Genomic DNA, 13,809 nt, shown 5'->3' on the forward strand with positions numbered 1-13,809 from the left:
TCTCCTTACTTACTTTGCATCGTACCATGTGTCTCCATAGGAGGAATCCACTTTCAGAGGTACATCAAGTTCTACCGTATTCTCCATGACAGAGGCAACGATTTTTTCCAATTCCGGGATTTCTTCTTTCGGCGCTTCAATAATAAGCTCATCATGTACCTGAAGCAATACTTTTGCTTGAAGCTTTTCTTTCTGCAGGCGTTCCTCCAAGTCAATCATGGCTTTTTTGATAATGTCGGCAGCACTACCCTGAATAGGTGTATTCATCGCTGTTCGCTCGGCAAAGCTTCTCATGTTGAAATTACGACTTTTAATATCAGGAAGATAACGGCGTCGATTCATGAACGTTGTCACATAACCGACTTCCTTCGCTTCTCTGACTGTTTCATCCATATAAGCTTTCACTCCTGGATAGCTCTCGAAATATTTATCGATAAAAGCCTGGGCTTCCTTACGGTTGATACCGAGACTTTGAGAAAGGCCATAATCACTGATGCCATATACAATACCAAAATTGACAGCCTTTGCTTGTCTTCTCATTTCTCCAGTTACTTCATCACTTGCTACACCGAATACTTCACTCGCAGTCTGGGTATGGATGTCCTCTCCGGCCTTAAAGGCTTGCACCAATTTCTCGTCCTGAGCGATATGAGCTAAAACCCGAAGCTCGATTTGAGAATAGTCACTTGCAAATATCAACCAACCCTCTTCCGATGGTATGAACGCTTGTCTTATCTTACGTCCTTCCTCCAATCGGATCGGAATGTTTTGGAGGTTAGGGTCTGTTGAGCTCAAACGTCCTGTTTGCGTAAGAGCTTGATTGAACCGTGTATGAATTTTGTTCGTATCTTCATGCACAACTTTTAATAGCCCTTCAATGTATGTGGACTTCAATTTTCTCAGCTGACGGTTCAATAATATCTTTGGAATGATTTCATGTTGACCTTCCAACTGTTCCAGCACATCTGCAGAAGTTGAATATCCTGTCTTCGTTTTTTTGATTACGGGCAACTCCAGTTTTTCAAAGAGAATGGGCCCGAGCTGCTTAGGAGAATTCAAATTGAATGATTCACCAGCCAGCTGATAAATTTCTTCTTCAACTTTGTTCAAACGGCCTTCTAATTCTTCACCCATTTGTTGAAGACGCTCTACATCTACCCTTACACCCCGGTGTTCCATGCGTCCCAAAATAACAGCAAGTGGCATTTCCAAATCTTTATATAACTCGTATTGTTCATTTTGTTTCAACTCTTCTTCCATATCATCTTTCATCAGGTATAAAGCAGATGCTTTTCTACTTATATGCTCGTGGAAGGTTTCGTCGTTATCCGGGCGTTTCAATTTAGCGCCTTTTCCATAAACTTCTTCATCATACTTCACCTCAGCAGCCCCCCTCCTGTGACCGACTGCTGGAATATCGTGGTTGTTCTCTGAAGGGTTGATCAAGTAAGAAGCGAGTAACAAATCAAAAGAGATTCCCTTCATCTCAATTCCATGGCGCATAAGTGCTACTAAAGTACGTTTTGCGTCAAATACCCATTTTTCTTTTTCCTTATCTTCCGCCCATTCCTTAAAGGCTTCAGATTGTTCAGCTTGTTCAATAGATATGACGTACTTTTTATCATCATTGACGATGGCAATGCCCTCAATTGGAGAGGTATGGTAGTTATCATGCAGCATTTCGATGACAACCGCTTCTTTTCCTGTGAACAACTCCGCATGAATATCCTCTAAGTCTTCTACCTCTATTTCAGGCAAATCTTCTCTTTCTACGTCCTCTTCCAAGCCACCTTCTTGAACTCGGGAAAGAAGAGATTGAAACCCTAGCTCTTTAAAAAATTGACTGACCTTTTGTGTTTGGTATCCTTCATAGGCAATATCTGTTACATTGATTTCAATAGGGGCGTTACATTCAATCGTTACAAGCTGTTGGCTCATTAGAGCATCGTCTTTGTTCAGTTCCAACTTCTCTTTCAATTTCTTTCCGTTGACCTCATCTAACTGTTCATACATTTTTTCCAATGTATCGAACTGCTTCAATAATTTCACGGCTGTTTTTTCCCCTACACCTTGAACTCCCGGGATATTATCTGAACTATCTCCCATCAATGCTTTGAAATCAATAATTTGTTCCGGTCGTATCTCCATCTTCTCCAACATGAAAGAAGGGGTATATGTATCCACATTTGTGATCCCTTTTTTCGTCAAACTCACAGACACTTGATCATTTACCAATTGAAGCAAGTCCTTATCACCAGAAATGACTTTGACTTCCAATCCTTTTTCACCTGCCTGGGTAGCCAGTGTTCCGATAATATCATCCGCTTCATACTGCTCAAGCTGATAGTATTTGACTTCAAATGCATCTAGCAATTCCTTCAGCACAGGAAACTGTTCAGAAAGCTCCGACGGCGTCTTCTGTCGACCGCCTTTATATTCTTTGTAAGTTTTGTGTCTGAACGTAGTTTTACCTGCATCAAAAGCAACTAAAAGATGATCTGGTCGATCTTCCTCTAAGATCTTCAAAAGCATAGTCGTAAATCCGTACACTGCATTCGTGTACACCCCTTTATCATTATTTAATAGGGGTAAGGCAAAAAAAGCCCTGTATGCAATACTATTTCCATCAATTAAAACAACTTTCTCAGCCATAGGCTCACTCCTCAATATAGAACAAATGTACTTCTGACCATTTTGTCTCAATGGCAGGTGGAGATCAAACTTGTCCCTTTTTAAATTCGTTAACGAAAAAGAAAACGCCTTTTCTTCATTCTACCATGATTGATGTAGAGAAGAAAAAAACGTGTATCTTTATTATTCGAAATAACCTAGCAGCAATTTAGAATACGGCGAATCTTGCGGGAGAATGATTGTCGTCTCTCCATCAATTGTCTTTTCATAAGACTCGAGTGTTCGATAAAGCTGGTAAAATTCAGGGTCTTGAGAAAATGAAGTATTATATACTTGTGCGGCTTCTTGCTCTCCTTCTGCTCGTACCTTTTCCGCCTCAGCCCTTGCGGTTGAAAGCATCTCTTGCACTTCTCTATCAACTTCCGCCCTTATTCTGCTTTTGTCCGCTTCTCCTTCCGATAAATATTGCTGGGCTATTTTTTCACGATCTGTAATCATTTGATTAAAAACGGCCTCTTCGTTGGCTTCTGGCAAATCCGATCGCTTAATCCGGACATCATTGACAACAATTCCATAATTATCTCTAGCTAAGAACTCATTCACTTTCGTTGTAATCTCTTCATTCAGTAAACTGCGTGAACTTTCTTCCTCATTGATAATTTCTGAAAAATCCATTCTCCCTAGTTCTGAGCGTACGATTGAAAAAATGAACTCTCCCATCCTTGCTTCCGCATTCATTACCGTTCTTGCATTCGTTATCATTTTTTCAGGATCTGATATACTCCATATCGCGTAATTATCAATAATCATACGCTTTTTATCGAGGGTAGTAATTTCCTTTTCATCCACATCATAAACCATTTTTTTCTTAGATAGAGTGGTTACTTCTTGAACCAAAGGAATTTTGAATTTCAGTCCTGGATTTTCGTGGATTCTGACGACATCCCCGAATTGCCTGACAACTTTATATTCTCCCTCTTTAGCGATAATGACTGAATTAATACCAATGAGCAATAGAGCAATAATGACAACAAGAGTGATTCCACCTTTTATATAATTCTTGAAATCTTTTTGTTGTTTTTGGTTGACTTCTATATTTTCGTTGTTCATGATTCTTTCTCCTCCTCTTCTTCATCAGTAACAGGAGGGGTCACGTTTTGAACATTACCTTGATTCAAAGGGAGGTATTTCATCGTGTTGCCGTCATCATTCATGATGTAAACGTTCGCTTCTGGAAGGACTTTTTCTAAGGTTTCCATAACTAATCGCTCACGGGTAATGCTTTCATTATCCTGGTATTCAGCAAGGAGGGCATCGAAGCGGGATACTGCGCCATTTGCATCCTGAATACGTTCAACCTTATCTCCTTCTGCCCGCTGCATAATGGCATCTTTTTCGCCTAATGCTTCTTCACGCTTTTGGTTGGCGTATTTTTCTGCCTCATTGACTTTACTCTGCTTCTGCTCTCTTGCATCCGTCACTTTAGTAAAAGCTGAACGCACTTCCTTGTTAGGCAAATCGACCTCCTGAAGCCGTACATCAATGATTGATATGCCAATTTCATATTGATCAATCAACTGCACAAGGACTTCTCGTACTTCATTTTCAATTTCTGCTTTTCCCGAAGTCAACGCTTCATCAATCTCACTACTTCCTATAACCCCTCGTAAAGAGGAGGAAGTCGCGTTGAAAAGTACTTGCTCTGGCTCCTCGGAAGCAAATAGATAACCGACCGGTTCTGTGATTTTCCACTGCACTACCAGATCTGCCTGGACAATCATATCATCACCGGTAATCATCGTAACTTTATCAGCTTCTTCCTCCCCATCATTGAAACCGAAGTCCAAACTGAAAGTCTCTTTTGACATTTTTTCAACTTCTTGTATCGGCCAAGGCATTTTGAAATGAAGACCTGGTTCTGTAATCCCATCCTCCGCTTCACCAAAAGTAAGGACTACCGCCTGTTCGGATTCATCCACCGTGTACCAGCTAGTAAGTAAAATTACAATCAACAGAGCTCCGATGATGACTAGACCCGTCCATTTATAAAACTGATTTAAACTCATAAAGACTCCCTCTCTTTTATGTATGTCCAATATTATTACGTTTTTATGACACAAAGGTTTCAAAAACGTAATAATAAATTGAACAATAAGGAACCTTAGTTAGATACACTTGTGATAGAGGATGCAGGCGTGAAACGGCTCGCTTTCTAAATGGGTGATGGGTTAACAGAGAAAAAAAAGCAGAAGCGAGGGAAGCTTCTGCTTAAAGAGAAAACACCTTGGATGAAAGGGTTTCATTGGTATTCTAACCCAGTAACATTAACGGCGGTTTAATGATACATTAACTTTCTGTAAACTTCTTCGGAATCTCTATATGGAAGGTTGTGCCTCTTTCCAATACACTTTCGACATGAATCGTACCCTGATGTGCTTCTACAATATGTTTCACAATTGCCAAACCAAGGCCCGTCCCTCCGGAATTCCTGCTTCTCGCCTTATCCACACGATAGAACCGCTCGAATATCCGGGATATTTCCTCTTCTGGAATTCCTACACCATTGTCAGTAATAGAAACCATAATATGATTTTCTGACTCTTCAAATGTCAAAGATACTTCACCGTGATCACTAGTATAATTGATGGCATTAGCAAGCAAATTCATAAAAACTTGCTTTAAACGGCTCGAATCACCTTGAATAACTGTGCTGCCTTCAATATCCATATAAAGGTCCACATTTTTGTGGTCTGCATGCTGTTTTACAATTGGCAGGAGATCTCTCAATAAGCTTTGTATATCGATTTGCTCAACGTTAAGCAGAAAATCTTCCCGTTCTAATTTAGAGAGTTCTAATAAATCTTTAATAAGGGACTGCAATCTACCACTTTCTTTTAGTATGATTTGCAAGAACTGATCCAGCATTTTCTCGTCTTTCATAGCACCATCAAGCAGCGTTTCCGAAAACCCCCGGATGGATGTGATTGGTGTTTTCAATTCATGGGATACGTTAGCTACAAAGTCTTTTCTGGTTTGCTCCAGCTGCTTAAGCTCAGAAATATCATGGAATACTAAAACGACACCTTTCCACTTACCTTCTTCACTAAAAATCGGAGCCCCGGTCACTTCTAAATGCTTTCGATCAATATGAAATGGGAGTACAAATGTTTCACTGACAGTTTCTTCAAACATATAAACTTTCCTTACAGCTTCATGAATAGAAGGATATGGAATGGCATCATGATATAAATAGCCGATGTAATCTTTTTGTTCCCCCTCGAATGTCTCAAGAAAGGCACGGTTTAACAAAAGAATATAGCCCTTTTCATCAATAAGGGCAAGACCATTGCCCATATTATTAATGACCGCTTCCAATTGGTTTTCCTGCATCCCTTTCGTGCTCGTCATATCTTGGAGATTACGCGCTAAGATATTGATGGAATGACTGAGTTGTCCCGCTTCTCCGAAATGACCCTCGTATGTCCTCGCTTTGTAATTCCCTTTGGCTAATTCTGTTGCTACATTGGATGCTGCTCTAATAGGTCGGATATATTTAGAGAATACGTTAAAACCGATAACGAAGATAACCAGTAAACCGAGTAGTAAAGTAAAACTAATAAGCAGCCAAATGTTTTTAGTAACATTGCTTAACGAGTCTACAGGTGATAGTAAAATCAATGTACCTTCAATATCATCCACTTGAATAGTTGCTGGATAATAGAAAATATCATCAATCAGCTTCCCTTCACTAATTTCTGCACGATTTTCTGTGACTCGCGACAGAATAATCTTTTTTTCCTCATTATTGATTAATGGAATAGCCTCAACAGTATCTAAGATGACTTCTCCAGAATCGGATATGAATACCATGCCTGTGTTAAGCTGTTTACTGAAGCTATACAGTTCTTCCTTATCCACCTCGGATTCTTCTGTGAATTTTTCAAGATAAGTAATAAAATACTGACTCTCTACTTCCACCCGTTCTTCAAAAATATTGATGAAGTAACCCCGAGTGAGCTGCGCTAAGAGAATTCCTATTCCAACCATTACAATGATAACGAGAATCGCATAAGTCAATAAAGGTCTGGTGTTCGAAGGCATTTATTTTGGTGCCTCCATCTTATAACCCAGGCCACGGATCGTCTTGATATACACAGGTTTTTTTGTATCTGGTTCTATTTTTTCCCTTAGATGACTTACATGGACATCAACAATCCGTGTATCTCCAGCAAAATCATAATTCCACACAGCACTCAGCAGTTGGTCTCTAGATAACACCCTTCCAAGGTTTTGAGCTAGATAAAGGAGCAATTCAAACTCTTTCGGGGTAAAGGTCAAAGCTTGTCCTTTAATTGTAGCCTCGTATTGTTCAGGGTAAATAGAAAGATCGGCGATTTGCAGGTTCTTTACTTCCACTTCTTTATTAACTTGAACCATTCGACGTAAAATAGCTTTGATTCGTGCTACCACTTCTCTAGGACTGAATGGCTTGGTCAAATAATCATCTGCCCCCAGCTCCAGTCCTAGCACTTTGTCAAACTCATCATCTTTAGCTGTCAGCATAAGAATCGGTGTATTCACCTGCATTTGACGTAGTTGTTTACACACTTCCATACCATCCATACCCGGAAGCATAACATCCAGTACGATTAAGTCGAAGGGGATTTCCGAAGCCTTTTCCAGGGCGTCAATTCCGCTATAAGCTACTTCCGTATCAAACCCCGCTTGTTCAATATTATATTTAAGTAGGGTTACAATTGATTCCTCATCATCCACGATCAAAATCCTTTGTTCCATAAACATCACCTCTGCTACAGTTTACATTCATCATACAATTAAGTTTACATTTTGAATACGGATCTTTTGCGATCTTTACTTAATCTTAATATACCGCTGACAATGGATTCATACACACATTTTGTTTTTTATAAGGCGAGATGAACTTCTGCTATTTTCTAGACATGCTAACTATAGCTTTTTAAGTATTACATCAAATAAATAAGCCGAGTTGGACGAATTTATCGTTCAACTCGGCTTATTTCAAGGACAAAAAACTCACTCTTTTTAGATGGACAACAGTTGATTCCACGAGGAGCGTTCGGTGGTGACGCCTGCGGGAACAGCGCGAGCCGAAGATCCACTTGGTCAAGTGATCTTTTTGACCAAGTTAGCTGAGGCCGTGCCCGCGGCAAGCACCCACCGACAAGCAATTCGTGAGAAGCAACCACAAACTTTAACAGCTCCTATAGATTCAGAAGTTTTTCCATAAACCACTATTTTTAAGTTTTTCACTTATGAAAAGATCAATAAAAATTTTCCAGCGAAGTTGCATTCATCGAATCCAGTTCGTAAGGCGGTTTGACTATTAAGTCACCTTTGATTACTACTTCTCCTTCTTCATCATACCCAATGACTTGAAGACCTACCGTATGGTCCTCCTTATTAACTTCGGTCACTTCTACATGGAAGCGGACTTCTGCATAATGATATACGGGTTTAGGGTAATCCAGAGTTTGTTGGATAATATGGCTGCCTGGACCAGGGAGGTGCATGGATACAATAGAGGATACCATTCCAAAGACCATGATCGTCGGTACCACCGGCTGCTTAAAAGGAGTTTGAGATGCATAGTCATGCTGAATGTACAAAGGATTCGAGTCATCAGTGAGCCCTAAGTACATCAACAAATCCCGATCCTCTACTGATGATGAAGTGGTGAATTTTTCACCAATTTTGATTTCATTCATTTTCCTGCCCAGTTTTCTTTTCTTTCCTAACATGGTCATCACCTCTTGGAAGCGTTTTCTAATATGTTTTTAAAAAAGGGATTCGAGGACTGCCTCGAATCCCTTCATTTTCATTTTAATACATTGAGAACATTTTTAACAGAATCCGCTGATTTATCCAGCTGTTTTTTTTCATCTTCTGTTAATTCCAGTTCAATTATTTCTTCGATTCCATTTCCACCTAGAATAGTCGGCACTCCCAGGTAAATGCCATCATATCCATATTCACCTTCGAGATACGCAATAGATGGGAGGATTCTACGCTGATCTTTCAAAATGGCTTCAGCCATCTGCACAATGGATGCGGCTGGTGCATAGTATGCACTTCCGTTACCAAGCAGGCCTACAATCTCACCGCCACCTTTACGTGTACGTTCAACGATGGAATCTAAACGCTCTTTCGAGATTAGTTTTTCAAGAGGGATGCCTCCAGCGAAAGAGTAACGTATAAGCGGAACCATATCATCACCGTGTCCACCTAATACGAATCCAGTTACGTCTTTGATAGAAACATTCAACTCTTCAGCGACAAAGGTGCGGAAACGCGCTGTATCCAACACCCCTGACTGACCAATGACACGGTTCTTAGGAAGACCTGCTTCTTGGAAAACGGAATAAGTCATCGCATCAACAGGGTTTGTCAATACCACAATATAGCACTCAGGAGAGTTTTTGACTATTTCTTTGGTCACACTCTTCATGATTTTGGAGTTGGTATTAACTAGATCATCACGACTCATGCCAGGCTTTCGGGCGATACCCGCTGTAATGATAACAAGATCTGAATTTTTCGTGTCTGCATAATCAGAAGTGCCTGTCACTTTTGCATCAAAACCTTGTACAGGACTAGCTTCCAACATATCCAACGCTTTCCCTTTTGTCGGATCTTCCATATCTGGAACATCAACAAGAACAACATCACCAAGCTCTTTTTGCGCCAGCATAAGAGCTGTTGTGGCACCTGTGAAACCAGCACCGATTACAGATATTTTGTTTCTACGGACAGCCATAATGATCCCCTCCCTAAAAAAGGTTTAGTTCATGTTTTTGATCAATTCATCACCAAATTCAGAACACTTCACTTCAGTCGCGCCTTCCATCATACGTGCGAAGTCGTAAGTGACGACCTTACTTCCGATTGTCTTATCCATGGATTTAGCGATCAAGTCAGCCGCTTCTCTCCAGCCTAAGTGTTCGAGCATTAAAACACCAGAAAGGATGACAGAGGAAGGATTCACTTTATCCATTCCAGCGTATTTCGGAGCAGTACCATGTGTCGCTTCGAAAATAGCATGTCCTGTTTCAAAGTTGATGTTCGCTCCAGGAGCAATTCCGATTCCACCTACTTGAGCTGCCAGGGCATCAGAAATATAGTCACCATTCAAGTTCATTGTAGCTACGACATCGAATTCTTTCGGACGAGTCAGGATTTGCTGCAGGAAGATATCCGCAATGGCATCTTTTACAATGATTCTGCCTTCTGCTTCAGCAGCATCTTGAGCTTTATTCGCAGCGTCTTTTCCTTCTTTCTCCACGATGCGGTCATATTCAGCCCATGTGAATACTTTGTCACCGTATTCTTCTTGTGCTACTTCATAACCCCATGATTTGAAAGAGCCTTCAGTGAACTTCATGATATTCCCTTTATGGACTAGTGTGACGTTCTTACGCCCTTCATTCAATGCATAATCAATCGCTGCACGGACAAGTCGCTTCGTACCTTCTTCAGATACTGGCTTAATACCAATACCGGAAGTCTCAGGGAAACGAATGTTATGTACACCCATTTCATTCTGTAAAAAGTCGATTACTTTCTTAACTTCCGGAGTTCCTTTTTGCCATTCAATTCCAGCATATATATCTTCTGTATTTTCACGGAAGATTGCCATGTCTGTATCCTCAGGGCGTTTGACCGGGGAAGGTACACCTTCAAAGTAACGGACTGGGCGAAGGCAAGTGAATAAGTCTAATTCTTGACGGAGCGCTACGTTCAAGGAACGGATCCCACCACCGATTGGAGTAGTCAAAGGTCCTTTGATTGCAATTTTATAATCACGAATCGTATCTAAAGTAGCTTCAGGAAGCCATTCCCCTTTTTCATCATAGGCTTTCTGTCCAGCAAGTACTTCTTTCCATTCGATAGACTTCTGTCCGTTATAAGCTTTATCAACAGCTGCTTCAATTACGCGGCTTGCTGCAGCCCAAATATCAGGACCGATTCCGTCACCCTCGATGAAAGGGATCACTGGACGATCCGGTACGTTTAATTTTCCATTTTGTTCTACTGTGATTTTCTGTGATTGTGTCAAAATAAACCCTCCTAAAAATTTTGTATGAATGACGGATGGATCATCCTCTTCTATCATACGTTAAACTAGGTCGAATAAAAAGTATAGGAAGTGGCCGGTCTACCCGGCAGCTGCTTACCTATTTTCAATTGCTGTGTAAGATTGGCCTTTTGGCCCCACATATTCGGCCCTCGGGCGAATGAGACGGTTGTTTGAATACTGCTCCAAAATATGTGCTAACCAGCCGGAAACTCGACTTACCGCAAAAATAGGTGTGAAGATATCGTGATCGATTCCAAGGCTGTGATAAACAGAAGCAGAATAAAAGTCCACATTAGCAGGAAGACCTTTGTTTTCTTTAATATAATCTTCTATTTTAATAGACATCTCATAATATTTAGAATGACCCGTCAATTTTGTAAGTTCACGTGACATCTCTTTCAGGTGCTTGGCACGGGGGTCCCCGGATTGATAGACACGGTGGCCCATCCCCATGATTTTTTCTTTATTTTCCAGCTTTTTCTCTATAGCCGGGACAGCATTTTCGACACTGCCGATCTCTGTAAGCATCTTCATTACACGCTCATTAGCCCCACCATGCAATGGACCTTTTAATGCGCCGATTGCTGCAGTCACACCAGAGTAAACATCAGATAAAGTCGCTACACACACACGCGCTGTGAATGTTGAAGCATTCAATTCGTGATCTGCATGAAGGACAAGTGCTTTATTGAAAGCTTCTACTTCCAAATCCTCAGGATCTTTCCCATTCAACATGTATAGGAAGTTTCCAGCGAAGCTCAATTCTTTCTTAGGTGATACAGGATCTTCCCCTTTACGAATACGTGCAAAAGCAGTAACTACTGTAGGGATCTTCGCTTGAAGTCTAAGTGCTTTACGCTTGTTCGCTTCTTCTTCCATGACATCAGACTCAGGATCATGAAGCCCAAGCATGGAAACCGCAGTCCTCAAAGCAGCCATAGGGTGGACTGTCGATAAATCATAAGATTTCAAATGATCGACAACTTCAGTTGGAATATCCATATTTGAGATAAGTTCTGTTTTAAATTCTTTCAGTTCTTCTTGGTTAGGAAGTTTCTGATTCCACAGAAGATAGACGACCTCTTCAAAGCTTGAGTTATTCGCTAAATCATCGATATCATAACCGACATAAGTCAATTTATCGTCGATGATGGAACTAATGGATGATTCTGTTGCTGTAATTCCTTCAAGACCTTTTGTTGATGATGACATACAATCTCTCCTTTTAAAAATTCCAATGATTCTTATCTGTTTTCGACGCGAAAACGCTTTACTTTTTGCTCTTTACCTTTATAGGAAAACACCCCACAAACAATTATAAAGTATTCTGAAGAGAATGTGAATTGAAACCGTTTAAATTGGTGGATTTTATCGAATCTCGTTTCAATTAATCCTTCTTGAAAAAACAAATTTTGCTGAAAAATTCCACCTAAAAACGTGAAATAGCGAGAAGAAAGGAAGCTATCCGTTTTGGACAACCATTTTATTTCTTCTACTTTTCGTTTTCTGTTCATCCTATTGACGATTATCGGATTAATTATTTCTTTGTTTTGGTCATGGACCTACCTGTATCCGTTCATCATTGCGTTCTTACTATCCTCTATACTGCAGCCATTTATACAATTGCTGGTGAAACATTTTCATTTTCCTAAAGTGCTTGCCATTCTTTCCGTTCTCTGTCTATTCGTCGGTTTAATCGGGGCATTAGCAGTCCTCCTAGTTGCAGAATTAATCAAAGGAATCCAATACCTGTCCACTGGAGTTCCAGAGCACTTTGAAAGGTTTACTGCCCATATTACACTTCAGACGAAATCGATCATCCGCCCGTTGCTGAATAAAATAGAAGCGATATCTCAGAGGTTAAGTGTGCAGCAACAGCAATCTGTTGATGAATATCTAAACCTTATGCAGGATAAAGTCACGCAGACAGGAGTCCAGTTTCTGAACAGCGCTTTTGAAGGTCTGGTGAGTATTCTTACTACCCTGCCGTCCTCCATGACTGCTATATTCATCACATTACTCGCAACTTTTTTCATATGTAAAGACTGGGAATGGATGAAGCACCGAATCATGCAAAGAGGACCGGAGCCCTTTCTCTTAAAAATTCATATGCTGCGCGTAGAAATGAAAAATACTATTCACGGACTTATTAAAGCCCAATGTACGCTTGTCGCTATTTCAACCCTTATCATAGGGGTGGGGCTTTTCGTAATTGGAGCATCCCACGCCATGACGATTACATTCCTTGTAGCTATCGTTGACTTTATCCCTTATGTGGGGACAGGAGCAATATTTCTTCCATGGATTATCTACCAGTTTTTCAGTGGTGAATTCAGCATGACGATCAGTTTAACTGTCCTTTATATGATAGTAATACTTACCCGTCAAGTACTGGAACCTAAACTTTTAGCGAACCATTTTGGTGTACCTCCTGTGCTGCTGTTAATAAGTCTTTTTGTCGGCTTTAAAATCTTTGGAGCTTATGGAATGATAATCAGTCCAATAGTTCTGATGGTTATTCAAACATTAAATAAAACAGGCCTGACAAATGATGTATGGTCATTCATAAAAGGAAATTAAAAACCTCCACCCTTTTATGTGGAGGTCAGCAATTATTTTCTATAGATAGTAATTGTGCCTTTCTGTAACGCTTTCTCAATAGCCCTTTTGACAAAAAGCTTGATTGGGGCTCTCGTAGTTGGAAGGAGTAACAGGAATCCGACAGCATCCGTAATAAAACCGGGCGTTAAAAGCACAGCACCGCCGACAAGAATACAAGCTCCATCCAAAAGAGCATCTTGCGGCATCTGGCCCTCAGACATGGATCGCTGCAGGTTTCTTATTGTCTCTAACCCCTGCTGTTTGGCCAACCAGGCACCGAGAACCCCTGTGGAAATAATCAGTAAGATAACCCACCATGGTCCTATATAACTCCCAGCCCAAATCAGTAAGCCTATTTCAAGAGCGGGTACAATCAATATGAATAACAACAACCAGCGAAACATAACATCTTCCCTTCTTTTTCATCTTCTTACCTTTATTATAACTGTATTTGGAGAAAT

Annotated in this window: 12 protein-coding genes; 2 read left to right on the forward strand and 10 right to left on the reverse strand. The window is 40.5% G+C overall.

Features of this window, described 5'->3' with window-relative positions:
- Positions 1 to 9: 9 nt before the first annotated feature.
- From polA to ACTWPX_RS17830, 5 genes are all read right to left on the reverse strand, one after another.
- Positions 10 to 2,652 carry a DNA polymerase I gene (gene polA, locus ACTWPX_RS17810; protein ID WP_443120896.1) on the reverse strand — a complete coding sequence of 881 codons (2,643 nt, stop codon included), beginning with the start codon at positions 2,650 to 2,652 and terminating at the stop codon, positions 10 to 12.
- Positions 2,653 to 2,814: 162 nt separating this feature from the next.
- On the reverse strand, positions 2,815 to 3,741 hold the full coding sequence (gene hflC, locus ACTWPX_RS17815) for a protease modulator HflC (RefSeq protein ID WP_443120897.1): 927 nt from the start codon (positions 3,739 to 3,741) through the stop codon (positions 2,815 to 2,817).
- Positions 3,738 to 4,697: an FtsH protease activity modulator HflK gene (hflK, locus tag ACTWPX_RS17820; RefSeq protein WP_443120898.1), complete on the reverse strand. Its 960-nt coding sequence runs from the start codon at positions 4,695 to 4,697 to the stop codon at positions 3,738 to 3,740. The genes hflC and hflK overlap by 4 nt, the downstream gene beginning before the upstream one ends.
- A gap of 280 nt (positions 4,698 to 4,977) precedes the next feature.
- Positions 4,978 to 6,732: a two-component system histidine kinase PnpS gene (gene pnpS, locus ACTWPX_RS17825; protein WP_443120899.1), complete on the reverse strand. Its 1,755-nt coding sequence runs from the start codon at positions 6,730 to 6,732 to the stop codon at positions 4,978 to 4,980.
- Positions 6,733 to 7,428, reverse strand: coding sequence for a response regulator transcription factor (locus ACTWPX_RS17830; RefSeq protein ID WP_443120900.1), 696 nt, complete (start codon positions 7,426 to 7,428; stop codon positions 6,733 to 6,735). It lies immediately after the preceding gene.
- 304 nt (positions 7,429 to 7,732) lie between these two features.
- Here ACTWPX_RS17830 and ACTWPX_RS17835 point away from each other — a divergent pair, with 304 nt between their 5' ends.
- A complete protein-coding gene (locus tag ACTWPX_RS17835) occupies positions 7,733 to 7,900 on the forward strand; it encodes a hypothetical protein (RefSeq protein ID WP_443120901.1) in 168 nt (55 codons plus the stop codon).
- A 34-nt stretch (positions 7,901 to 7,934) separates the two neighbouring features.
- Here ACTWPX_RS17835 and ACTWPX_RS17840 read toward each other — a convergent pair whose 3' ends face one another.
- The 4 genes from ACTWPX_RS17840 to citZ form a co-directional block, all read right to left on the reverse strand.
- Positions 7,935 to 8,411, reverse strand: a complete 477-nt coding sequence (locus ACTWPX_RS17840; protein WP_128526235.1) for a MaoC/PaaZ C-terminal domain-containing protein — start codon at positions 8,409 to 8,411, stop codon at positions 7,935 to 7,937.
- A gap of 77 nt (positions 8,412 to 8,488) precedes the next feature.
- Complete coding sequence (mdh, locus tag ACTWPX_RS17845) at positions 8,489 to 9,427, reverse strand: malate dehydrogenase (RefSeq protein ID WP_128526234.1); 939 nt, start codon at positions 9,425 to 9,427, stop codon at positions 8,489 to 8,491.
- 24 nt (positions 9,428 to 9,451) lie between these two features.
- Positions 9,452 to 10,726 (reverse strand): NADP-dependent isocitrate dehydrogenase, encoded by a 1,275-nt coding sequence (gene icd, locus ACTWPX_RS17850; RefSeq protein WP_128526233.1) that lies wholly within the window; start codon positions 10,724 to 10,726, stop codon positions 9,452 to 9,454.
- Positions 10,727 to 10,840: 114 nt separating this feature from the next.
- Positions 10,841 to 11,959 (reverse strand): citrate synthase, encoded by a 1,119-nt coding sequence (gene citZ, locus ACTWPX_RS17855; protein WP_128526232.1) that lies wholly within the window; start codon positions 11,957 to 11,959, stop codon positions 10,841 to 10,843.
- Positions 11,960 to 12,217: 258 nt separating this feature from the next.
- Here citZ and ytvI point away from each other — a divergent pair, with 258 nt between their 5' ends.
- Positions 12,218 to 13,327: a sporulation integral membrane protein YtvI gene (ytvI, locus tag ACTWPX_RS17860; RefSeq protein WP_443120902.1), complete on the forward strand. Its 1,110-nt coding sequence runs from the start codon at positions 12,218 to 12,220 to the stop codon at positions 13,325 to 13,327.
- 32 nt (positions 13,328 to 13,359) lie between these two features.
- On the opposite strand, the gene ACTWPX_RS17865 is transcribed toward ytvI, so the two are convergent.
- Positions 13,360 to 13,752 (reverse strand): FxsA family protein, encoded by a 393-nt coding sequence (locus ACTWPX_RS17865; RefSeq protein ID WP_443120903.1) that lies wholly within the window; start codon positions 13,750 to 13,752, stop codon positions 13,360 to 13,362.
- Positions 13,753 to 13,809 lie beyond the last annotated feature (57 nt).

This window comes from Halobacillus sp. H74, assembly GCF_052246715.1.
GTDB lineage: Bacteria > Bacillota > Bacilli > Bacillales > Halobacillaceae > Halobacillus > Halobacillus litoralis_A.

Excerpts from the sequence above, each read along its gene's own strand:
- polA (WP_443120896.1), bottom strand. The coding sequence starts at position 2,652 with ATGGCTGAGAAAGTTGTTTTAATTGATGGAAATAGTATTGCATACAGG.
- hflC (WP_443120897.1), bottom strand. The coding sequence starts at position 3,741 with ATGAACAACGAAAATATAGAAGTCAACCAAAAACAACAAAAAGATTTC.
- hflK (WP_443120898.1), bottom strand. The coding sequence starts at position 4,697 with ATGAGTTTAAATCAGTTTTATAAATGGACGGGTCTAGTCATCATCGGA.
- pnpS (WP_443120899.1), bottom strand. The coding sequence starts at position 6,732 with ATGCCTTCGAACACCAGACCTTTATTGACTTATGCGATTCTCGTTATC.
- ACTWPX_RS17830 (WP_443120900.1), bottom strand. The coding sequence starts at position 7,428 with ATGGAACAAAGGATTTTGATCGTGGATGATGAGGAATCAATTGTAACC.
- ACTWPX_RS17840 (WP_128526235.1), bottom strand. The coding sequence starts at position 8,411 with ATGTTAGGAAAGAAAAGAAAACTGGGCAGGAAAATGAATGAAATCAAA.
- mdh (WP_128526234.1), bottom strand. The coding sequence starts at position 9,427 with ATGGCTGTCCGTAGAAACAAAATATCTGTAATCGGTGCTGGTTTCACA.
- citZ (WP_128526232.1), bottom strand. The coding sequence starts at position 11,959 with ATGTCATCATCAACAAAAGGTCTTGAAGGAATTACAGCAACAGAATCA.
- ACTWPX_RS17865 (WP_443120903.1), bottom strand. The coding sequence starts at position 13,752 with ATGTTTCGCTGGTTGTTGTTATTCATATTGATTGTACCCGCTCTTGAA.